This is a genomic window from Streptomyces sp. NPDC014676, from assembly GCF_043084105.1.
Classification (GTDB): domain Bacteria; phylum Actinomycetota; class Actinomycetes; order Streptomycetales; family Streptomycetaceae; genus Streptomyces.
In genome coordinates this window covers 67700-88764 of record NZ_JBIBZI010000006.1, presented here as the reverse complement: position 1 = coordinate 88764, position 21065 = coordinate 67700, and the positions used below count along the sequence as shown (strand labels likewise).

The 21065-nt window shown below is 71.1% G+C and carries 17 protein-coding genes and 1 tRNA gene; 10 read left to right on the top strand and 8 right to left on the bottom strand.

Annotation, left to right across the window (positions count from 1 at the left end; translation table 11 throughout):
- Positions 1-29 precede the first annotated feature (29 nt).
- The 5 genes from ACF1DX_RS18440 (at position 30) to ACF1DX_RS18420 (ending at position 5731) form a co-directional block, all read left to right on the top strand.
- Positions 30-506: a septum formation initiator family protein gene (locus ACF1DX_RS18440; RefSeq protein WP_391792212.1), complete on the top strand. Its 477-nt coding sequence runs from the start codon at positions 30-32 to the stop codon at positions 504-506.
- 30 nt (positions 507-536) lie between these two features.
- Positions 537-1070: a DUF501 domain-containing protein gene (locus ACF1DX_RS18435; protein WP_391792211.1), complete on the top strand. Its 534-nt coding sequence runs from the start codon at positions 537-539 to the stop codon at positions 1068-1070.
- The gene (locus ACF1DX_RS18430; RefSeq protein WP_391792210.1) at positions 1067-2008 is read left to right on the top strand and encodes an exopolyphosphatase; all 942 of its coding nucleotides are present in this window, start codon (positions 1067-1069) and stop codon (positions 2006-2008) included. The genes ACF1DX_RS18435 and ACF1DX_RS18430 overlap by 4 nt, the downstream gene beginning before the upstream one ends.
- 441 nt (positions 2009-2449) lie before the next feature.
- Positions 2450-3835 carry an NAD(P)/FAD-dependent oxidoreductase gene (locus tag ACF1DX_RS18425; RefSeq protein ID WP_391792209.1) on the top strand — a complete coding sequence of 462 codons (1386 nt, stop codon included), beginning with the start codon at positions 2450-2452 and terminating at the stop codon, positions 3833-3835.
- A gap of 588 nt (positions 3836-4423) precedes the next feature.
- Entirely contained in the window at positions 4424-5731 is a 1308-nt protein-coding gene (locus ACF1DX_RS18420) for a class I SAM-dependent methyltransferase (protein WP_391792208.1), read from the top strand.
- Positions 5732-5810: 79 nt separating this feature from the next.
- Here ACF1DX_RS18420 and ACF1DX_RS18415 read toward each other — a convergent pair whose 3' ends face one another.
- Entirely contained in the window at positions 5811-8342 is a 2532-nt protein-coding gene (locus ACF1DX_RS18415; protein WP_391792207.1) for an ABC transporter permease, read from the bottom strand.
- Between the two features lie 55 nt (positions 8343-8397).
- Positions 8398-9168: an ABC transporter ATP-binding protein gene (locus ACF1DX_RS18410; protein ID WP_391792206.1), complete on the bottom strand. Its 771-nt coding sequence runs from the start codon at positions 9166-9168 to the stop codon at positions 8398-8400.
- A gap of 389 nt (positions 9169-9557) precedes the next feature.
- Here ACF1DX_RS18410 and ACF1DX_RS18405 point away from each other — a divergent pair.
- Together ACF1DX_RS18405 and ACF1DX_RS18400 are read left to right on the top strand one after the other, a co-directional pair.
- Positions 9558-9644, top strand: a tRNA-Leu gene (locus ACF1DX_RS18405).
- 551 nt (positions 9645-10195) lie between these two features.
- Positions 10196-11089 carry a Bax inhibitor-1/YccA family protein gene (locus ACF1DX_RS18400; RefSeq protein ID WP_391792205.1) on the top strand — a complete coding sequence of 298 codons (894 nt, stop codon included), beginning with the start codon at positions 10196-10198 and terminating at the stop codon, positions 11087-11089.
- A gap of 68 nt (positions 11090-11157) precedes the next feature.
- Here the strand turns inward: ACF1DX_RS18400 and ACF1DX_RS18395 are convergent, their stop codons facing one another.
- Complete coding sequence (locus ACF1DX_RS18395; RefSeq protein WP_030870003.1) at positions 11158-11388, bottom strand: DUF4287 domain-containing protein; 231 nt, start codon at positions 11386-11388, stop codon at positions 11158-11160.
- 102 nt (positions 11389-11490) lie between these two features.
- Between ACF1DX_RS18395 and ACF1DX_RS18390 the strand changes: the two genes are divergently transcribed.
- Positions 11491-11802, top strand: a complete 312-nt coding sequence (locus ACF1DX_RS18390; RefSeq protein ID WP_391792204.1) for a hypothetical protein — start codon at positions 11491-11493, stop codon at positions 11800-11802.
- Between the two features lie 34 nt (positions 11803-11836).
- On the opposite strand, the gene ACF1DX_RS18385 is transcribed toward ACF1DX_RS18390, so the two are convergent.
- The 3 genes from ACF1DX_RS18385 to ACF1DX_RS18375 form a co-directional block, all read right to left on the bottom strand.
- Positions 11837-12616: a hypothetical protein gene (locus ACF1DX_RS18385; RefSeq protein ID WP_391792203.1), complete on the bottom strand. Its 780-nt coding sequence runs from the start codon at positions 12614-12616 to the stop codon at positions 11837-11839.
- Between the two features lie 299 nt (positions 12617-12915).
- Complete coding sequence (locus tag ACF1DX_RS18380; protein WP_391792202.1) at positions 12916-14136, bottom strand: acetyl-CoA C-acetyltransferase; 1221 nt, start codon at positions 14134-14136, stop codon at positions 12916-12918.
- 497 nt (positions 14137-14633) lie between these two features.
- A complete protein-coding gene (locus ACF1DX_RS18375; protein ID WP_391792201.1) occupies positions 14634-15659 on the bottom strand; it encodes an SGNH/GDSL hydrolase family protein in 1026 nt (341 codons plus the stop codon).
- 164 nt (positions 15660-15823) lie between these two features.
- On the opposite strand from ACF1DX_RS18375, the gene ACF1DX_RS18370 reads away from it, so the two are divergent.
- A complete protein-coding gene (locus tag ACF1DX_RS18370) occupies positions 15824-17212 on the top strand; it encodes a cystathionine beta-synthase (protein WP_030870016.1) in 1389 nt (462 codons plus the stop codon).
- Between the two features lie 443 nt (positions 17213-17655).
- Here ACF1DX_RS18370 and ACF1DX_RS18365 read toward each other — a convergent pair whose 3' ends face one another.
- Both ACF1DX_RS18365 and ACF1DX_RS18360 read right to left on the bottom strand, forming a co-directional pair.
- A complete protein-coding gene (locus tag ACF1DX_RS18365; protein WP_391792583.1) occupies positions 17656-18078 on the bottom strand; it encodes a hypothetical protein in 423 nt (140 codons plus the stop codon).
- Positions 18079-18163: 85 nt separating this feature from the next.
- The gene (locus ACF1DX_RS18360; RefSeq protein WP_391792200.1) at positions 18164-19867 is read right to left on the bottom strand and encodes an LCP family protein; all 1704 of its coding nucleotides are present in this window, start codon (positions 19865-19867) and stop codon (positions 18164-18166) included.
- Between the two features lie 277 nt (positions 19868-20144).
- Between ACF1DX_RS18360 and ACF1DX_RS18355 the strand changes: the two genes are divergently transcribed.
- Positions 20145-20990 (top strand): MurR/RpiR family transcriptional regulator, encoded by an 846-nt coding sequence (locus ACF1DX_RS18355; RefSeq protein ID WP_391792199.1) that lies wholly within the window; start codon positions 20145-20147, stop codon positions 20988-20990.
- The last annotated feature ends 75 nt before the right edge of the window (positions 20991-21065 follow it).

Sequence of the window (21065 nt, the reverse complement as noted above, 5' to 3'; positions counted from 1 at the left end):
GCGTATGACGGTGAACGAGAGGCGGAACCATGGCGGTCAAGGACCGGGACCGTTTCTCCACCGCGACCAGGATCCGGCTGATCGGTGAGCAGACCGCGGCCCGGGTCTACCGCTCGCAGACCAAACGCCAGGCCCGCCGCTCCCGGCTGACCGGCCGGGCGGCGCTGCTCGCCCTGGTGGTCTGCTCCCTGATCGTCGCCCTCGCCTACCCCATGCGGCAGTACGTCTCCCAGCGCGCGGACATCGCCGACCTCCAGCAGGAGCAGGACGAGGCCCGCCGGCGGGTCGAACGGCTGCGCGACATGAAGGCCCGCTGGCAGGACGACGCGTACGCCGAGCAGGAGATCCGCAGGCGGCTGCATTACGTCCTGCCCGGCGAGACCGGCTACATCGTCATCGACCCGGGTACGGCGAAGCAGTCCCGTACGGATCTCGGAGCCGCCGACCGCCCCTGGTACGCGAACGTCTGGGACGGCGTCGACAAGGCCGACGCCGCCGGCCAGTGACCCTTTGCAGAAAGCCGTAGAAAGACACGTATGGAAACGCCCCCACCCACGACCCCGCGCACCGAGCCCACCGACGCGGACGTCGAGGCCTTCAAGCAGCAGCTCGGGCGGCCCCCGCGCGGGCTGCGCGCCATCGCGCACCGCTGCCCCTGCGGACAGCCGGACGTCGTGGAGACCGCGCCGAGGCTGCCCGACGGCACCCCCTTCCCGACGCTCTACTACCTCACCTGCCCGAAGGCGAACTCCGCGATCGGGACGCTGGAGGCGAACGGCGTGATGAAGGAGATGACGGAGCGGCTGGCCACCGACCCGGAGCTGGCGGCCGCGTACCGCGCGGCGCACGAGGACTACATCCGGCGCCGCGACGAGATCGAGGAGCTGAAGAACTTCCCCAGCGCGGGCGGCATGCCCGACCGGGTGAAGTGTCTGCACGTGCTGGTCGCCCACTCGCTGGCCGCGGGCCCCGGCGTCAACCCGCTGGGCGACGAGGCGCTGGCGATGCTGCCCGAGTGGTGGCGCAAGGGTGCCTGCGTGACGCTGCCCGAGAAGGAGGACGGCCGGTGACCCGGGTCGCCGCCATCGACTGCGGTACGAATTCCATCCGGCTCCTGGTGGCCGACGCCGACCCGGAGACCGGTGAACTCACCGATCTGGACCGCCGTATGACGATCGTACGGCTCGGCCAGGGCGTCGACCGTACGGGCCGGCTGGCGCCCGAGGCGCTGGAGCGGACGTTCGCCGCCTGCCGCGAGTACGCGGAGATCATCAAGGAGCACGGGGCGGAGCGCCTGCGCTTCGTCGCCACCTCCGCCTCCCGCGACGCCGAGAACCGCGACGCGTTCGTGCGCGGGGTGGTGGACATCCTGGGCGTGGAGCCCGAGGTCATCACCGGTGACCAGGAGGCCGAGTTCTCCTTCACCGGGGCCACCAAGGAGCTGACCGGCCGGACCGATCTGCGCCGCCCGTTCCTGGTCGTGGACATCGGCGGCGGCTCGACCGAGTTCGTCGTGGGCGACGACCACGTGCGCGCCGCCCGCTCCGTGGACGTCGGCTGCGTACGGATGACCGAGCGGCACCTGGTGCGGGACGGGGCCGTGACGGACCCGCCGGCCGAGGAGCAGATCGCGGCCGTACGGGCCGACATCGAGGCCGCCCTCGACCACGCCGAGGAGACGGTCCCGCTGCGCGAGGCGCACACCCTGGTCGGCCTGGCCGGCTCGGTCACGACCGTGTCGGCGATCGCCCAGGACCTGCCCGAGTACGACTCGACGGCCATCCACCACTCCCGTATCTCCCGCGACCGCGTCCGCGAGATCACCGAGTGGCTGCTGCGCTCCACCCACGCCGAGCGCGCGGCGGTGCCCTCCATGCACCCGGGCCGGGTCGACGTGATCGGCGCCGGGGCCCTGGTCCTCCTGGCGATCATGGAGCGGATCGGCGCGGAGGAGGTCGTGGTGTCGGAGCACGACATCCTCGACGGCATCGCCTGGTCCGTGGCCTAGCCCTCTTCGTCACTGGTCAGCAGCACTCCACTGAGCAGTCGGGGCAGCGTTTGAGCGGCGCCCGGGGGCCCTTCGGGGCCCCTCGGCGGGGCCCCGCCGGGAAAGTTCGTGAAGTTCTTCACAAGGAATTGGCCCCGGGAGAACGAAGAACTGATCCCGGTTGACCCATTCGGGCCCTCAACACCCCTTTGAACACGTTCAGAAGGTGGGAGCAGGTGTCCCGTCAGGGGGCATCGTAGGGCTTCGACGGCCGGCCTCACGGCACCGCTCGACCGGCAGAGAGGCAGCTCACGCGGCATTGACAACGTCCCGTGCGGGGTGCCGGTTCCCGTTTCGCACTGTGATCTGGATCAAGAAGTGCGGGATGGTAACACAGGCCCTGTCGAAGCTTGTGAAGGGGCGCACGAGGTACCCCCCTGAAGCGGGTGGATACTCGATGGCATGAGCACCACGGAGCGTCCCAGGATCCTCGTAGTAGGCGGTGGGTACGTAGGCCTGTACGCAGCTCGGCGCATCCAGAAGAAGATGCGTTACGGCGAGGCGACCGTCACCGTCGTCGACCCGCGGTCGTACATGACCTACCAGCCCTTCCTCCCCGAAGCCGCCGCCGGCAGCATCTCCCCCCGGCACGTCGTCGTACCCCTGCGACGCGTGCTTCCCAAGGCGGAGGTCCTCACCGGTCGGGTCACCACCATCGACCAGGACCGCAAGGTCGCCACGATCGCCCCGCTGGTCGGCGAGGCGTACGAGCTGCCCTTCGACTACCTGGTCATCGCGATGGGCGCGGTCTCCCGCACCTTCCCGATCCCCGGCCTCGCCGAGCAGGGCATCGGCATGAAGGGCATCGAGGAGGCCATCGGCCTGCGCAACCACGTCCTCGAGCAGCTCGACAAGGCCGACTCCACCACGGACGAGGAGATCCGGCGCAAGGCACTCACCTTCGTCTTCGTGGGCGGCGGCTTCGCCGGCGCGGAGACCATCGGTGAGGTCGAGGACATGGCCCGGGACGCGGCCAAGTACTACAAGAACGTGTCCCGTGAGGACATGCGCTTCATCCTCGTCGACGCCGCCGACAAGATCCTCCCCGAGGTGGGTCCCAAGCTCGGCACGTACGGCAAGGAGCACCTCGAGGGCCGCGGCGTCGAGGTCTACCTGTCCACGTCGATGGACTCCTGCGTCGACGGCCACGTGGTGCTGAAGAACGGCCTCGAGGTCGACTCCAACACGATCGTGTGGACCGCGGGCGTCAAGCCGAACCCGGCGCTGTCCCGCTTCGGCCTGCCGCTGGGCCCGCGCGGCCACGTCGACACCGAGCCGACGCTCCAGGTCAAGGGCACCGACTACATCTGGGCCGCGGGCGACAACGCCCAGGTCCCGGACCTCGTGGGCCGCAAGGCCGGCAACGAGAACGCCTGGTGCCCGCCGAACGCCCAGCACGCGCTGCGCCAGGCCAAGGTCCTCGGCGACAACGTGATCTCCGGCATGCGGGGCTTCCCGCAGAAGGAGTACAGCCACGCCAACAAGGGCGCGGTGGCGGGCCTCGGCCTGCACAAGGGCGTGGCGATGATCGTCATGGGCAAGATGAAGATCAAGCTCAAGGGCCGGCTCGCCTGGTACATGCACCGTGGCTACCACGGCATGGCCATGCCCACCTGGAACCGCAAGATCCGCGTCTTCGCCGACTGGACCCTCGGCATGTTCCTCAAGCGCGAGGTCGTGTCCCTGGGCGCGATCGAGTCGCCGCGCGAGGAGTTCTACGAGGCCGCGAAGCCGGCGCCGGCCGCCGCCCAGCAGGAACCGAAGAAGACCGAGGCCAAGGCTTCCTGACCTCCGGTCACCCTCCGAAGGGGCCACCCGCCATCCGTGGTGCGGGCGGCCCCTTCGGCGTTCCCGAGGGGCCGACGGGCCCGCCCGGCTCGCCGATCCGAAAGGCCACCCCTGGGACTTCGCCTCAGGTCCCGGTTCCGGCTCGGTGGGGTGAGAAGTGCCCCCTGAGGCTCGCCCCGGGTCCCGGTTCCGGCTCGCCCGATCCGGTGGGCGAAAGCCTGGCCCCGGGGCCCTGCCCCCGGCCCCGCTCGGGGCTCCGCCCCGGCCCCACGGGCCCCGCCCGAGTTCCGGGGAGCAGCCTCGACGGGATGCGTTCCCGGCTTCCGAGCCGAGGGGCGGGCGAAGGGCCGGGGGTCCAGGGGGCGGAGTCCCTGGCGGACGGAGCCCCGGCGGTACTCCCGACCCGCCGAGCAGGGCCGGCGGACGGGCCGGACCGGGAGCCGGAAGGGCGAAGCCCCCGGGGCTCGCTCCCACGCGTGCGCCTCGGCGTTTTGCCCAGAGATGACGCGCGTCGGGGACTTCCGATCCGCCCTCAAGTGTTTACGTGGTGACGACTTTCCGGGATTCCCCGTCACGGAGGTGTACACCATGCCAGACGCCGCCTCGCGGCTGAAAGGTCACGTCGAACAACTGATCAACGCCCCCCTCCCCGTCCGCGTCCGCGCCTGGGACGGATCACAGGCCGGCCCCTCCGATGCCCCCGTCCTGGTCGTACGCAATCGCCGGGCCCTGCGCCACCTGCTCCGCAAGCCGGGCGAACTCGGTCTCGCCCGCGCCTGGGTGGCCGGCGACCTCGCCGTCGAGGGCGACCTCTACACCGTCCTCGACCGGATCGCCGGCCTCGTCTGGGAGCGCGGCGAGGACGCCCGTACCCTCGTCCAGGCCCTGCGCGACCCCGCCTTCCGCTCCGCCGCCCGCGGACTGATCGCCCTCGCGGGTCCCCCGCTGCCGCCCGCCCCGCCCCGCGAGGAGGCCCGCCGCCCCCGCCGCGGCCTGCACACCAGGCACAGCGACCGGCGCGCCGTCAGCCACCACTACGACGTCGGCAACGACTTCTACGAGATCGTCCTCGGCCCGTCCATGGTGTACTCCTGTGCCTACTGGCCCGCCCCGCCCCCGCGGGGCACCCTCGAACAGGCCCAGCACGACAAACTCGAACTCGTCGCCCGCAAGCTCGCCCTGAAGCCCGGTCAGCGCCTGCTGGACGTCGGCTGCGGCTGGGGCTCCCTGGCCGTCCACGCCGCCCGCGACCACGGCGTGAACGTCGTCGGCGTCACCCTCTCCCACGAACAGGCCGCCTACGCCCGCAAGCGCGTCGCCGACGAGGGCCTGGCCGACCGCGTCGAGATCCGCGTCCAGGACTACCGCGACGTCACGGACGGCCCGTACGACGCCGTCTCCTCCATCGGCATGGCCGAACACGTCGGCTCCGAGCGCTACCTGGAGTACGCCACCGCCCTGCACCGCCTCCTCAAGCCGGGCGGACGGCTGCTGAACCACCAGATCGCGCGCCGCCCGCAGCGGGACGAGACGTCGTACCGGGTGGACCCCTTCATCGACGCCTACGTCTTCCCCGACGGCGAACTCGCCCCGCTGGGCACCACGGTGTCCCTGCTGGAACGTTCCGGTTTCGAGGTGCGCGACGTCGAGTCGATCCGCGAGCACTACGCGCTCACCCTGCGCCGCTGGGTGGCGAACCTGGAGGCCGACTGGGCCCGCGCGGTGTCCCTCGCCGGCCCGGGACGGGCCCGCGTCTGGCTGCTGTACATGGCCGCCTCCGCCCTCGCCTTCGAACGCAACCGCATCGGCGTCAACCAGGTCCTCGCCGTCAGGACGCCCGGCTCGGGCGCCTCCGGGATGCCGCTGCGGGCCCGCGTGTGGGGCGCGCCCGGCTGAGCCCGGTCCGCACCCGACGCGAAGGGCCGGGCTCCCCGTACGGGGAGCCCGGCCCTCGGCGTGCCGCGTCGCGACGAGGTCACTCCGCCTTGATCGCGTTCAGCATGTTCAGCCGGGCGGCGTTGCGGGCCGGCCACAGGGCGGCCAGGACGCCCACCAGACCGGCCAGCACCACGAAGATCCCGATCCGGTCCCAGGGCAGGACCAGCGCGTACCCCGGGATCTCCTCGGCGATGGTCTCGCCGATCGCCCAGCCGAGGAACGTGCCGAGACCGATGCCGACCACCGCGCCGAACACCGAGATGACGACGGCCTCCAGCCGGACCATCCGCTTCACCCGGCGCCGGTCCAGACCGATCGCACGCAGCATGCCGATCTCCTGCTGCCGTTCGAAGACGGACATCGCGAGGGTGTTGACGACGCCGAGGACCGCGATGATCAGAGCCATCGCCAGCAGGCCGTACATGACGTTCAGCAGGGTGTTGATGGCGCCGCCGAACTCGTCGCGGATGTCCTGCCGGTCCATCACGGTGATCGCGGGGTTGTCGCCGAGCGCGTCGATGAGGACCTTCTCGTTCGCCGCGGACTGGCCGCCGTCGACCTTCACGAAGATCTGCGGGATGTGCGGCTTCGCCTCGTGCTCGTTCACCACGGCGGTGTCGATGAGGATGGGGGAGAGGAACTCGCTGTCCTTGTAGACGGCGCCGACCGTCAGTGTCTCCTTCTTCTCGTCGGCGAAGGTGAAGGGGATGCTGTCGCCGGGCTTCCAGCCCCTGCTCTCGGCCGTCTTCTCGGCGACCGCGATCCGCCCCTCGGCGAGTGAGCCGACGTCGCCGCTGACGACGTCGACGGTCAGGACCTGCTGGATGTCGCCCGGGGTGACCGCGGAGGCGGAGACGTAGTCGTCACCGGCCTGGAGGTAGGCGTCCTGCTGCGGCGAGACCGCCGAGACGCCCTCGGCCTTCTCCAGCGCGGTCAGCGCGGACCGGTCGAGGTCGCCTCCGTTGGCCATCGAGACCATGTAGTCGGCCTTGATGTTGTCCGTGGTCATCTTGTCGATGGCGGTGCCGACCGTGACGCCGAGCACCGACAGGCCGGTCACCAGCGTCAGTCCGATCGCCAGCGCCGAGGCGGTGGCGCCGGTGCGGCGCGGGTTGCGGACCGCGTTCTGGCCGGCCAGCTTGCCGGCCACGCCGAAGGGGCCGACGAGCAGCGGACGGACGAGTGCGATCGTGGGCCGGGACAGCAGCGGGATCAGGATGATCACGCCGACCAGAGCGAGGAACGCGCCCGCGCCGATGTACATCCGGCCGTCGTCGCCGCCGGTCGAGGCGCCCGCCACGATCCCCGCCGCGCCGAGGGCGGTGATGGCCGCACCGATGGAGTTGCGCAGCACCAGCGACTTGGTGGTGGCCACCGCGTGGATGCTGTTCATCGCCGCCACCGGCGGGATCTTCGCGGCCCGGCGGCCGGGCAGCCAGGCGGCGAACACCGTGATCAGCACGCCCACCGCGAACGCCGCGACCACGGGAGTGGCGGACAGGACCAGCGGGCCGTCGGGCATCTTCATGTCGAACGCGGCCATGCCGGAGCGCAGTCCGACGGCCAGACCGACGCCGAGGGCGAAGCCGACGGCCGAGGCCACCAGACCCACCAGCGCGGCCTCGGCGAGCACCGAGCGGGTGATCTGCCTGCGGGACGCGCCGACGGCGCGCATCAGGGCGATCTCCTTGGTGCGCTGGGCGACCAGCATCGTGAACGTGTTGGAGATCAGGAAGACGCCCACGAAGAGCGCGATGCCCGCGAAGCCGAGCAGGATCTGCTTGAGGTTGCCCATGCCCTGTTCGATCTGGTCGGCCTGCTCGTCCGCGAGCGCCTTGCCGGTCTGCGCCTCCGCGGTGTCCGGCAGCAGCGGCTCGACCGCGGCGAGGATCTTCGCGTCGTCCGCGCCGGGGGCCGCGACGACGGTGACGTCCTCGAAGTAGCCCTGCTCGAGGTACTGCTTCTGGGCGACGGCGGTGTCGAAGAGGACGAGGCTGCCGCCGGCGTTGACGGCGCCGTCCTCGGTGGTGAAGACACCGCTGAGGGTGTACTCCTTCACCGGGCCGTTGGTCGCGACGCGCACCCGGTCGCCGACCTTGTACTCGCCCTTGGCCGCGGACTCCTCGTCCAGGGCGATCTGGTCGTCCTTCACCGGGCCGGAGCCGTCGGCGAACGTGTACGCGGGGTCCTTGCCGTCCTTGCCGGGCGCGAAGTTGGAGCCCTTGTTGGACCAGCCGACGCCGATCAGCTTCCCGTCGGGGTCGGCGACGCCGGCGAAGCCCCCGACGCGGCCGTACACCCCGGCGACGCCGTCCACGGAGGCGATCCGGTCGAGGTCCTTGCCGGAGAGGCCGGGCGCCTCCTCGGGGTTGTCCGGGTCGGCGTAGGAGGTGACGGCGACGGCGACGTCGTCGTAGCTCTTCGCCGACTGGTTGCGGAAGGCGCTGGAGAGGGTGTCCGCGAAGACCAGGGTGCCCGACACGAACGCCACGCCGAGCATCACGGCGAGCACGGTCATCAACAGCCTGGCCTTGTGCGCGAAGACGTTGCGCAAGGCGGTACGGAACATGGGTCTTCTCTGTCCAGACGGTACGGGGGAGGGGCGAGCGGGCGGCGGGGACGGGTCAGCTGGTGCGGCCCTTGGCGTCGAACCGCTTCATGCGGTCGAGCACCGAGTCGGCCGTCGGCCCGTGCATCTCGTCCACGATCCGGCCGTCCGCGAGGAAGACGACGCGGTCCGCGTAGGCGGCGGCGACCGGGTCGTGGGTCACCATGACCACCGTCTGCCCCAGCTCGCGCACGGAGTTGCGCAGGAAGCCCAGCACCTCGGCGCCGGAGCGGGAGTCGAGGTTCCCGGTGGGCTCGTCGCCGAAGATGATGTCCGGCTTGGACGCCAGCGCCCGCGCCACCGCGACCCGCTGCTGCTGACCGCCGGAGAGCTGCGCGGGCCGGTGGCTCAGCCGGTCCGCGAGGCCGACCATCCGGATCACGGTGTCCAGCCACTCCTTGTCCGCCTTGCGGCCCGCGATGTCCATCGGGAGGGTGATGTTCTCCAGCGCGGACAGCGTCGGGAGCAGGTTGAACGCCTGGAAGATGAAGCCGATCTTGTCCCGGCGCAACTTGGTGAGCTGCTTGTCCTTCAGCGAGCCCAGCTCGGTCTCACCGATGCGCACGGAACCGGAGGAGAAGGTGTCGAGGCCGGCCACGCAGTGCATCAGCGTGGACTTGCCGGACCCGGACGGGCCCATGATCGCGGTGAACTCGGCCTGCCGGAAGGCGACGGAGACCCGGTCCAGGGCGACCACCTGGGTCTCGCCCTGGCCGTAGATCTTCGAAAGCTCCGTGGCGCGCGCGGCCACGGCGGTGGTCCGGTCGGCGAGGGATGCGGTGGTCACGGGATGGACGCTCCTGTCGGGACGACGTGTTCTCGGGGGACGCCGTCCATCGTTCCGCCCCCTCACCGCCGTGTAGTCACCCGCTGCTCCGGTTCCGGGGGGCGACTCGGGAGGGACCGCCGGGCGCGGTGTCATACCTGGGGATGACGGCGGACCCTGAGCCGGGCGCGCGGAACGGGTGGAGCGCCCTTGTTCGGGCGGTGAAATTCCGTCATTCCGCATGCGTGACGGATCGTCACACGCAAGGCTGTTGGCACGTGCTGGCGGCGAGTTCGCGGTGCTGATGAACCCTCAGGCGCCAATAAAATAAGACAAGATCGGTCCCTCCCGCCGCTGCCGACGGGAGGGCCACCGATAGGGTCGGAACCGCGAAGCGGAGCCCATGGCCTGCCCGGATGGTGGAATGCAGACACGGCGAGCTTAAACCTCGCTGCCCCTGAGCGGGCGTGCCGGTTCGAGTCCGGCTCCGGGCACCACCACGTATGCCGTTCCCACGCGCCGGCCGCGGACCGGCGCTCCCGACATCCGCGCACCACCCGCGCGACCCCCTCGGCGACCGGACGCCCGCGCGTGAGCGTGGGTGCGCGTCCTCAGGTGCCGTGGGAGAGGTCGAATAGAAGTACGGATGTCGGCCGGGGCGCGTGATCGGCACCGCTGGGGCGAGGTGTCCGTTTCGTCGACGGGGGAGCCGTACGGCCGCCGGGTTCCGGTCGCGGGCGGTGGCCACCGGGGCCCGCGGTGTCGCCGGCCGGGTGCGGCGAGGGGGCACGGCGGTCCTCAAGGCGCCGCCGTGCCCGGAGGGGTCTCCACGCGGCCGTCGGAGAGGTGAACGGATGATCTCCGGCCGGTTCCGGGGAGGTACCGGGTCGGTCATGGTTCGGTGCCTCACGGTGAAGGGAATCACCCGGCCGCGTAGCGTGTTGCGCAGCACAACGAGGGAAAGATCCTCCCCAAGCATTAGGGTCATTCCTTTGCCTACCTATTACTCTTGAGCCAAGGCCACGTCGTGTGGCCATGGAGGAGTGAAATGAGGAGCAGTAACCCGGTCTTCTCGCGACGGGGGTTCGGCCGCGACAACGGCTACGCGGGCTTCAACACCGCGCCGCAGGCCGGGGGCCCCGCTGTCGCCACGCAGGCCAACCCGTACGCGCAGCCGACAGGCAACCCGTACGCCCAGAACCCCTACGCGCAGCAGGACCTGCAGTACGGCGCGCCGCCGCAGGCGCCGGCCACCACCGGCCGGATGACCATCGACGACGTCGTCATGCGCACGGGCACCACGCTCGGCGTGCTCATCGTCACCGCGGCGCTCTCCTGGGCGCTGCTGCCGGTCGACGACGCCAACATCAACCGGTCCTACGGCATCGGCATCGGTGCCGCGCTGATCGGCATGGTCCTGGCGCTCGTGCAGTCCTTCAAGCGCAAGCCCACGCCCGCGCTGATCCTGACGTACGCCGCCTTCGAGGGTGTCTTCCTCGGCGTCATCTCCAACATCGTCGACAACCGCATCGCCGACGGCGCGGCCATGCAGGCCGTGATCGGCACCATGGCGGTCTTCGCCGGTGTGCTGGTGGCCTACAAGGCCGGCTGGATCCGCGTCAACCGCCGCTTCTACGGCTTCGTGATGGCGGCCGCGCTCGGCTTCATCCTGCTGATGGCCGTGAACCTGCTGTTCGCGGTGTTCGGCGGCGGTGACGGCCTCGGCTTCCGCAGCGGCGCGCTCGGCGTCGTCTTCGGCGTCGTCGGCATCATCCTCGGTGCCTGCTTCCTCGCCCTGGACTTCAAGCAGGTCGAGGACGGCATCGCCTACGGTGCCCCGCGCGAGGAGGCCTGGCTCGCCGCCTTCGGCCTCACGCTGACGCTGGTGTGGATCTACATGGAGTTCCTGCGGCTCATCTCGATCCTCAACAGCAGCGACTGACGGCAGTCACCGGTCGTACGGACAAGGGCCCCGGGTTCACCCGGGGCCCTTCGTCGTGTCCGCACGCGCTACAGCAGTTTGCGTGCGGCCCTCCTCAGGTCGTACTCGTGGACGATCGCCTTGGCGTGGCCGTACGCCAGGTCGTACTCGTGCCGGAGCCAGCTGACCTTCTCCTCGAAGCGGAAGAGCGCCGGGCCTTCTTCGACGGTGCGCAGCCAGTCGGAGATCTCACGACCGGTGCAGTGGGGGATGCGGGCGAGCATGTTGCGGTGGGTCTCCTCGGAGAGGACGTGGGACATCGGCGCCTCCGGACGTATGGGATGTAAGCCGGTCCTTCAGGTCACCGTGCCCGAGCGTCGGCCCGTTGGCAACAGTCCCGCCGCGCCGCGTACGCTCGCCGCGTGGTTGATACGACGCCCTTCACCCGTGCCGTGGATCATTTCGCCGACCGTCTGCGGGCCGCGCCGCAGAGCAGGCTGCAGCGTGGAGGGGCGGCCGAGGCGCTCGCCCTGGCCAGGGAGTTGGCGCGGCGCACCCAGCTCGTCGAGGAACCGGGCACCGAGCCCCGCGACATGCCCGACGCGGGCATGTTCGCCGCCGCCGACCAGATCACCGTCGCCGGCCACGACCTGGCGCTCGTACTGAAGAACGAGGACGAGGTCGGGGAGGCCGTACGGCTGGTGGAGGAGGCGCGCGAGCGCGCCGGGGTGTAGGTGGTCCGGAAACCGGCCGGGAGCCGGCTCGGGGCTAGAGGGACGCGATGACGCGGTCCGCCAGGATGTAGACGCTCTCCTCACCGCAGGAGAACGTCAGCGTGTACGCCCCCGAGACGCCGGAACCGCCCAGCAGGAACGGGGTCTCGCCCGCGCCGAGGGCCGCCGCCAGCCGCTCGGCGGTCTCGCGGTGGCCCGGCGTCATGCACAGCGTCGTCCCGTCGGCGAAGACGTAGACGTCGAGGGTGCCCAGCGGGCCCGGACGGACGTCGGTCAGCTCGGTCCGGGCGGCGGCCAGCTCCTCCAGGACGGTCACCGTGCGCTCGTGGTCGTTCACGACCGGTGAGGGGTTCGGTACGAAGTCCGGGTGCGAGGGGTGGCGGCGGCGGGCCGCGGCCAGCTCCGGGGAGTCCCCGGCGTGCTCCTCGACGTCCGCGCCCGGCTCGCCCACCGGCTCCAGACCCACGAAGTCGGCCTGCCGGGGCAGGAACAGCTCGCTGTCCGCCAGGCCCAGCAGGGACGGCGCGTCGGAGGCGTCACGCGCCTCCTGGGCGGCCCAGAAGGCCCGCGCCTCGGCGAGCTCGCGCTCCCGCTCATCGGCGAGCGCCTCCGCCACGGCGGCGCGTATCTCGTCGGTGCCGGCCGTGCGGGCGGGGGGAACGTGCGCGCGCGCGGGCGCGGCACCGTTCTCGGCCAGCGCGGTGTGCAGGGCCGCGACCTGTCGGCGCAGCACCATGATGCTGCGCAGGACAGCGACGCCCACGGCGCCGGTGGCGGCCGTGGTGATCAGCAGGGCGATCGGCATGGCGCTCACTGACGTACTCCCGGTTCAAAGTCGACCCCCGACTTCCTACATCAGCTTGAAGGGTGGACTAACCATCTGTCAGTGCGTAACGTCACGAAACGGACAGGTCTTTGGGGGTGCACCCGAGAAGGGGTCGGCCCTGACCTGCGTGAATCCCCGCAGTGAGGGAGATAGGTCACATCCTGGGGGAGATTGGATCACGAACAGGCCCGGGCCCCGGAGGTTCCCGAGGTCCGGGCCATGGTTTCACCGAACGTGCCGGGACGGCTACCGTGCGCCCGTGGTGCGGGGGTTCGGCGGTACGGGGTTCAGCTGAGGCGCTCGATGACCATCGCCATGCCCTGGCCGCCGCCGACGCACATCGTCTCCAGGCCGAACTGCTTGTCGTGGAACTGGAGGGAGTTGATCAGCGTGCCGGTGATGCGGGCGCCGGTCATGCCGAAGGGGTGGCCGACGGCGATGGCGCCGCCGTTGACGTTCAGCTTCTCCAGCGGGATGCCGAGGTCGCGGTAGGAGGGGATCACCTGGGCGGCGAACGCCTCGTTGATCTCGACCAGGTCGATGTCGTCGATGGTGAGGCCGGCGCGGCCCAGCGCCTGCTTGCTCGCCTCGACCGGGCCGAGGCCCATGATCTCGGGGGAGAGGCCGGAGACGCCGGTGGAGACGATCCGGGCGAGTGGGGTGAGGCCCAGCTCGCGGGCCTTGGTGTCGCTCATGATGACGAGCGCGGCGGCGCCGTCGTTGAGCGGGCAGCAGTTGCCGGCGGTGACCAGCCCGTCCGGACGGAAGACCGGCTTGAGGCCCGCGACGCCCTCCATGGTGACGCCGGCGCGGGGGCCGTCGTCCTTGCCGACCACCGTGCCGTCGGGGAGCGTCACCGGGGTGATCTCGCGCTCCCAGAAGCCGTTCTTGATGGCCTCCTCGGCGAGGTTCTGCGAGCGGACGCCGAACTCGTCCATGTCCTGGCGGGTGACGCCCTTGAGGCGGGCCAGGTTCTCGGCGGTCTGGCCCATCGCGATGTACGGGTCGGGGACCAGGCCGTCCTCGCGCGGGTCGTGCCAGGTCGCCCCCTCCGACTCGGCGACGGCGGCGGTACGGGCCTCGGCCTCGGCGAACAGCGGGTTGCGGGTGTCCGGGAGGCTGTCGGAGTTGCCCTTGGTGAAGCGGGAGACGGTCTCGACGCCGGCCGAGATGAACACGTCGCCCTCGCCGGCCTTGATGGCGTGCAGGGCCATGCGGGAGGTCTGCAGCGAGGAGGAGCAGTAGCGGGTGACGGTGCAGCCGGGGAGGTGGTCCATGCCCATCTGCACGGCGACCACACGGCCGAGGTTGTTGCCCTGCTCGCCGCCGGGGAGGCCGCAGCCGAGCATCAGGTCGTCGATGTCCCTCGGGTCCAGCTCGGGGACCTTGGCGAGCGCGGCCTGGATGATCGTGGCGGTCAGGTCGTCCGGGCGCAGGTCCTTCAAGGAGCCCTTGAAGGCGCGGCCGATGGGGGAGCGGGCGGCAGAGACGATCACGGCTTCGGGCATCACGGCTCCAGGGATGAGGGGCGGCGGAGGGCATACCGGTTGGTTGGTGCGGGCCTTCATGGGAAGTTACCCGGACGTATGGGCGGGGTCACGACTGACGCGATGTGACATGGGCCGCAACTGTCTAAGCGCTTGCTTTTCTGCTGCGCCTTCTCGGAGATGCTGCGTTCGCGCGCACTCCGCCGATCCGCGGGCAGTCGTGCTGCAGGGCGATGGGGGTCCCCCCGCTCGAGCGAAGCCGAGAGTGGGGGAGGGTGGGCGCGACGGCACCCCGTGAGCGCCGGGCTGCGCTACTCCCCCCGGCCCGCACCAACACCGCTCACCGGCGCTTGCCGGGTGTCTCCCCCAGAGGGGGGACCCCCAGCGCCCGCCCGTGCCGCCCTGGGGGTACCTCTCAGGCCTTTAAGGCACTGGGGGAGGCACGACTGCCCGCAGCTACGGCGGCTGCCCGCGGCTGCGGGGGTTGCGGCACGAATGCCCGCCGCAGGCGCCCGGTGTCACGACGGCTGGATCGAAGGCTCCGGCTCCGCCTCCGTGACCCTGCGGCGCCGACGGCGCTTCAAGAGGGCCCACGGCCCCCGCGCGCCCGCCGGCATCGCCGCGGTGACCTCCGTACCCGCCTCCGAGGCCGCCTCCGCCGCCGCCCGCGCCACCGGCAGGAACCCCTCGCGGCGCGCGGCGTCCGGCCGCTCCTCCTCCGCCGGCCACAGCCCCAGCGCCGCGCACACCGTCGGCAGCACCGCCATCGCGGCCGTGGCGTACCCCTCCGCCGAGGGGTGATAGCTGTCCGGCCCGAACAGCTCCCGCGGGTTCGCCGCGAACTCCGGCCCCAGCAGGTCCCCCAGCGACACCGTCCGCCCGCCCTGCTCGACCGCCCCGATCGTCTGCGCCGCCGCCAGCTGTCGCGAGGCCCGCCGGGCCAGCCAGCGCAGCGGCTGCCGCACCGGCTCGACCGAGCCGAGGTCGGGGCAGGTGCCGACGACCACCTCCGCACCGGCCGTCCGCAGCCGCCGTACCGCCGAGGACAGATGGCGTACGGAACGGGTGGGCGGCATCCGATGGGTGACGTCGTTGGCCCCGACCATGATCACGCAGATGTCCGGCACCCGGGAGGGATCCGCCAGTGCCCGCGTCACCTGCCGGTCCAGATCGTCGGAACAGGCCCCGGGCACCGCGACCGTGCTCAGCCCCACCGGGCGTTCCGCGATCGCCGCGACCCCCGACGCCAGCAGTGCGCCCGGCGTCTGCCCGGCCCGGTGCACGCCCTGCCCGGCCGCCGTGGAGTCGCCCAGCATCGTCAGCCGCAGCGCCGGTTCGCCCGGCACCGTGTACGCCGCGCCGTACAGCCCGTCCGCGTTCGGTACGTGAGGAGCCGTCCCGTTGCCCACCCGGCGCCGCGCCAGCTGGGCCTCGGCCACCAGGAGTCCCACGGCGGCCGCCCCGGCCAGTCCGATGCCCCCGCCGCCGTACGCCGCGCCGGCCGCGATCCGCCGGGCCACCCTCGCCCTCGACAAGCCCGTCATCCCTCGCCGCCACCTCCTCGAACCCCGTACACCCAGTGCTTGCCCCGTACGGACCGTGCTCCAATCCCCACGGCGAGTGAACGACCCGGCCGGGTTCGGGCCGGTGAGGGCCTAGGCTGGCAGCACCACTACGACCACCCCTTTTGCAGCATCCGGAGACAACGGTGCAATTCCACGACTCGATGATCAGCCTCGTCGGCAACACCCCGCTGGTGCGGCTCAACAGCGTGACCAAGGGCATCAGGGCGACCGTCCTGGCCAAGGTGGAGTACTTCAACCCGGGCGGCTCCGTGAAGGACCGCATCGCCCTGCGCATGATCGAGGCGGCGGAGCAGAGCGGGGAGCTGAAGCCCGGCGGCACCATCGTCGAGCCGACCAGCGGCAACACCGGGGTCGGACTCGCCATCGTGGCCCAGCAGAAGGGCTACAAGTGCGTCTTCGTCTGCCCGGACAAGGTCTCCACGGACAAGATCAACGTCCTGCGGGCCTACGGCGCCGAGGTCGTCGTCTGCCCGACCGCCGTGGACCCCGAGCACCCCGACTCCTACTACAACGTCTCCGACCGGCTGGTCCGTGAGACGCCGGGGGCCTGGAAGCCGGACCAGTACTCCAACCCCCACAACCCGCTCTCCCACTACCACTCCACCGGCCCGGAGCTGTGGGAGCAGACGGAAGGGAAGATCACCCACTTCGTGGCCGGCGTCGGCACCGGCGGCACCATCTCCGGGACCGGGCGCTACCTGAAGGAGGCCAGCGACGGCCGGGTGAAGGTGATCGGCGCCGACCCCGAGGGCTCCGTGTACTCCGGCGGCTCCGGGCGGCCGTACCTGGTGGAGGGTGTCGGCGAGGACTTCTGGCCGACCGCGTACGACCGTGACGTCGCGGACGAGATCGTCGCCGTCTCCGACAAGGACTCCTTCCAGATGACCCGGCGGCTCGCCAAGGAGGAGGGCCTGCTGGTCGGCGGCTCCTGCGGCATGGCGGTCGTGGCGGCCCTCGAGGTGGCCTCGCGGCTCGGTGAGGACGACGTGGTCGTCGTCCTGCTGCCGGACAGCGGCCGCGGCTACCTCAGCAAGATCTTCAACGACGAGTGGATGGCCGACTACGGCTTCCTGGAGGACGCCGGTCCCAGCGCCCGCGTCGCCGACGTCCTGAACGACAAGGAGGGCGGCCACATCCCCTCCCTCGTCCACATGCACCCCGAGGAGACGATCGGCCAGGCCATCGAGGTGCTGCGCGAGTACGGCGTCTCGCAGATGCCGGTGGTCAAGCCGGGCGCCGGCCACCCGGACGTGATGGCCGCCGAGGTCGTCGGCTCGGTGGTGGAGCGGGAGCTGCTGGACGCGCTGTTCAGCAAGAGCGCCTCGTTGGACGACCCGCTGGAGAAGCACATGTCCGCGCCGCTGCCGCAGGTCGGCTCCGGTGAGCCCGTCGCGGACCTGATGGCCGTGCTCGGCAAGGCGGACGCGGCGATCGTCCTCGTCGAGGGCAAGCCGACCGGTGTGGTCAGCCGCCAGGACCTGCTGTCCTTCCTCGCCAAGACCGGGAAGTGACGGGGCGTCGGGCGAAGCCGTCGGTGAACCCGCGGTGAACGGCCGGGTGTCGGCGCGTTCGTGATCTTCGTGGACTTCGCGGAAGTGGTACGAGCGTGTCACGTCCGCGCAGCACTCGCTTAACACGGGTCCGGCACATTGGTGGGTGTCGGCAGGGACGGGAGCGGCTCCCCGTTCCGGCCGGCGGCGAACGGCGTCGAAGGACCTCCGGAGCGGCTCCCGGACCTCCACGGACGCCTCGGACGCGCAGCCTGCCTCAACGGGCGCGCGTCCCCCGCGGGGACCGCCGTCGTCCCGCCCCCCGGCGACGGGGGTGCGGCGGTCCCCGCGTAAGTCCCCTTCGCGCCTGAGCCGGCGCCGCTCTCGCGGAGGTGGTTGCCCGCTGTCGGGCTGCTCCGCCGATGGGTGCGGCCGTCGTCGCTGTGCGCTGCCGTGCCCCGGCCTCAGTCCTCCCAGTCGCTGCCCCGTGCGGACTTACGGTGTCCGAACAGCTCCGGACGGGTCCGCGCGGCCTGGACGACGTTGACGCCGACGATGCCCAGCCAGGCGGCCAGCAGTCCGGGCAGGTCGGCCACGCCCCCGCCGATCGCGGACAGCGGCACCGCCAGGACCAGCGAGACGATGCCGAAGCCGAAGCGCTCACCCCAGGAGTCCGTGGCCTGCGGCGACCGCGAGTCCCGGGCCACCGTCATCTGCTGCTCGGCGAACTGCCGGCGCACCCGGCGCTCCACCACGCCGTCGATGCGCTGATCGACCTTCTCCAGGAACGAGTCGACCAGCGCGGACTCGTACTCCTCGCCCAGCTCCCTGCGGGCCTGCAGGGAGGCGTCGAGTTCCTTCTTCAGCTCGGTGTCCCGCGCGTCCATTCCCGTCATGCGGTCCACGGTAGGCAGGCGGGAGACCGATGACACTGGGGGTAACCCCCCTCTCGGCCTCGGGTTCGCCGCGCCGCTATTTCCCGCACATCTTCTCGTCGGCCCGGGACTGCTTCGCATCGACCTTCTTCGGCAGGGTGATGGGGACACCGGCCTTCTTGAAGTCGGGGCCGAGGGTGAGCGTCATCGGGGTCGTCGCGTCGGCGTCCCCGGTGCCGGGCTTCATGGCCGAGGCGGGCAGGCCCATCAGGTCGGCGAGCTTGCGGGCCTGGTCGGCCTGGTTCGGGGCGTACTCCAGCCGGGTCTTGTCGACGTCGGCCGGGGCGTTGCCCTTGTTGGTGGACCTGGCCACGCCCTGGCCGGTCTGCAGCCAGTTCAGGGTGTCCTGCGCGGCGCCGCCCGGGCCGCCGCCGTTGAGGACGTCGACGCGGATCTCGGACGCCTCGGCCCGTGCGCCCTCCAGCAGCTCGGCCTGCTTGTCCTTGGCGTCCTTCTCCTTCTTCTTCACCTCGGTGAGGGAGATGTCGTTCTGCAGCATGCTGAAGAGCTTCGGAGCCTCGGTCGGGTTCGGTACGACGGTGACGGGCGTGGGCTCGTCCGGGTTGTCGATCACCGGCAGGGTCATCAGGGTGATGTTCTTCAGGTCGATCTTGCCGAGTTCCCTGGCGAGGGCGAGCAGCTTGCCGGGGCTGCCTATGCCCTTGTCCACGGTGAGGGACTTGGTGGCCGCGTCGGCGACGTCGAGCATCTTCGACGGGCTGTCCAGCGTGTCCTCCTTGAGCTGGCGGAGCATCGACGCGACGAACTTCTGCTGCATCTCGATCCGGTCCAGGTCGCTCTCGTTCTTCAGACCGTGCCGGTTGCGGAGGAAGGAGAGCGCGTCCTCGCCCTGGATGGTGCTCTCCCCTTTCGGCAGGTCGAGTCCGGAGCCGCCGTCCAGGTCCTTGATGGGCTTCTCCAGGCACACCTGGACGCCGCCGACCGCGGTGGACAGCGTCTTGACCGCGTTGAAGTCGAACATCATGAAGTGGTCGAGCTCGAGGCCGGTGATCTCCTCGACGGTGAGCATGGTGCAGCCCGGATCGCGGCCGTTCACACCGTAGGACTCGTTGAACTTGGTGGGGACCGTCGAGCCGGGGATCTTCTTGACGGAACCGTCGGACTGCTTGGACTCGCAGTCCGGGATCTTGATCATCAGGTCGCGGGGGATGCTCACCACGGTCGCGTTGGTGCGGTCCTCGGACATGTGGAAGAGGAGCGTGGTGTCGGCATGGCCGGTGACGTTGGTCCGGTTGCCGTAGGCCTCGTTGCCCTCGCCGGTGCGGACGTCGTTGCCGATGACCAGGAGGTTGACCGGCCCGTCCGCCACGGCCTCGTCACTGCCCACGCCACCGATGTCGACGGTGTTGATGTTGCCGTAGAGGCGGTCGTACCAGTAGTACGCGAACGCCGAACCGCCCACGAGGACCAGGCCGAGGGCGCCTCCCGTCCACATCAGCGCCTTCTTCTTGCCGCTCCGCTTCGGCTTGCGCTTGCGGCGGCCGTGGCCGGGTGCGTCCTCCGGTGCGTCCTCGGGTGCGGGTGCCGGTGCGGTGCGGCGGCCGCGCTGGCCGGGGACGCGGGCGGGCGCGGGGGAACCGGGGCGCGGGGCGCTGCGGGGCGTCTTCGGCTGCTCCGCTGAATCGTTCATCCGCAGTTCGTATTCGCCGGTCTCGGGGTTGAGTACCCACTGGTCGGCAGGGTCGGTTCCGTCCGCCTGCCCACGACTTCGCGCGTCCACGCCTGTACCAGTCCTCCGTCGGGTGCCACATGGGTCGCCTGCGCCCCAAGGCGCTCTGTTGTTCGACGAGTTACGCTATCCGGCCGGTTCGGTATGTGGTGACGTCGTAGCAGAATCGTCAAGTTCCGGATCTGTCGCCGAAACGGGCACAACGTGCGTTCTCCCCCCATCGCGGCGTGCGGTCGGCGCGGCCCCGTGGGCGCCTGTATAACGGTATGCAGGAATTTCGATGGATGAATAGACCGAGGCGTAGAGGCGTCATAGGGGGAGTCAGGTCATGAGTGGCGGCACCGAGAGTCCTGCCGCGCGTCTCCAGGCGCTCTTCGAGGGGCACCGGCTGACGCCGACCCAGCGGCGCATCGCGCACAGCATGGTGCGGCGCGCCGCCGACGTGCCGTTCCTGTCCAGCGTGGAACTGGCCGAACTGGCCGGGGTCAGCCAGCCGTCCGTGACCCGGTTCGCCGTCGCCCTCGGCTTCGACGGCTACCCCGCCCTGCGCCGGCACCTGCGCGAGGTCGCGCCCGCCGAACCGGCGCCGGAGACCGGCTCGTACAACGAGTACCAGCAGGCCGTCGAGGCCGAGATCGAGAACCTGCGGCATCTGGCGGAGGTGCTGGCCGACCCCGGGCCGGTGCGGCAGGCCGGGCGGGTCCTGGCGGGGAGCCGGCCGCTGCCCGTGCTGGGGCTGCGGGCCGCGGCGGCCCAGGCGCACGGGTTCGCCTACTTCGCCGCCAAGGTCCACACGGACGTACGGCTGCTCAACGAGGGCGGCACGATGCTCCACGACCGGATCGACGCCGCCGCGCGGGCCGGGGCGAGCGCCCTGCTGTGCTTCGCGCTGCCCCGGCACCCCCGCGAGGTCGTCGACGCCCTCGCCCACGCCAAGGAGACGGGACTGACCGTGGTCACCGTCGCCGACTCCCCCTTCGCGCCGGTCGCCAAGGTGTCCGACCTGTTGCTGCCCGCCGCCGTCGGCACCGGGCTCGCCTTCGACACGGCGTGCGCGCCGATGCTGCTGGGCCGGGTGCTGCTGGAGGCGATGTGCGACGACCTGCCCGACGCGCAGGCACGGCTGGAGGAGTTCGACACGAAGGCGGCGGCGCGCGGGCTGTTCGTGGACTGACGGTACGGGAGTGACGGCGGGGTGGTCCGTCCGTGTTCTCAGACTCGTCTCACCTTGCGTCGCTAGCGTTCCTCC

Coding starts and splice junctions, on each gene's coding strand:
- ACF1DX_RS18440 (WP_391792212.1), top strand. CDS start 30: ATGGCGGTCAAGGACCGGGACCGTTTCTCCACCGCGACCAGGATCCGG.
- ACF1DX_RS18435 (WP_391792211.1), top strand. CDS start 537: ATGGAAACGCCCCCACCCACGACCCCGCGCACCGAGCCCACCGACGCG.
- ACF1DX_RS18425 (WP_391792209.1), top strand. CDS start 2,450: ATGAGCACCACGGAGCGTCCCAGGATCCTCGTAGTAGGCGGTGGGTAC.
- ACF1DX_RS18420 (WP_391792208.1), top strand. CDS start 4,424: ATGCCAGACGCCGCCTCGCGGCTGAAAGGTCACGTCGAACAACTGATC.
- ACF1DX_RS18415 (WP_391792207.1), bottom strand. CDS start 8,342: ATGTTCCGTACCGCCTTGCGCAACGTCTTCGCGCACAAGGCCAGGCTG.
- ACF1DX_RS18400 (WP_391792205.1), top strand. CDS start 10,196: ATGAGGAGCAGTAACCCGGTCTTCTCGCGACGGGGGTTCGGCCGCGAC.
- ACF1DX_RS18395 (WP_030870003.1), bottom strand. CDS start 11,388: ATGTCCCACGTCCTCTCCGAGGAGACCCACCGCAACATGCTCGCCCGC.
- ACF1DX_RS18380 (WP_391792202.1), bottom strand. CDS start 14,136: ATGCCCGAAGCCGTGATCGTCTCTGCCGCCCGCTCCCCCATCGGCCGC.
- ACF1DX_RS18375 (WP_391792201.1), bottom strand. CDS start 15,659: ATGACGGGCTTGTCGAGGGCGAGGGTGGCCCGGCGGATCGCGGCCGGC.
- ACF1DX_RS18365 (WP_391792583.1), bottom strand. CDS start 18,078: ATGGACGCGCGGGACACCGAGCTGAAGAAGGAACTCGACGCCTCCCTG.
- ACF1DX_RS18355 (WP_391792199.1), top strand. CDS start 20,145: ATGAGTGGCGGCACCGAGAGTCCTGCCGCGCGTCTCCAGGCGCTCTTC.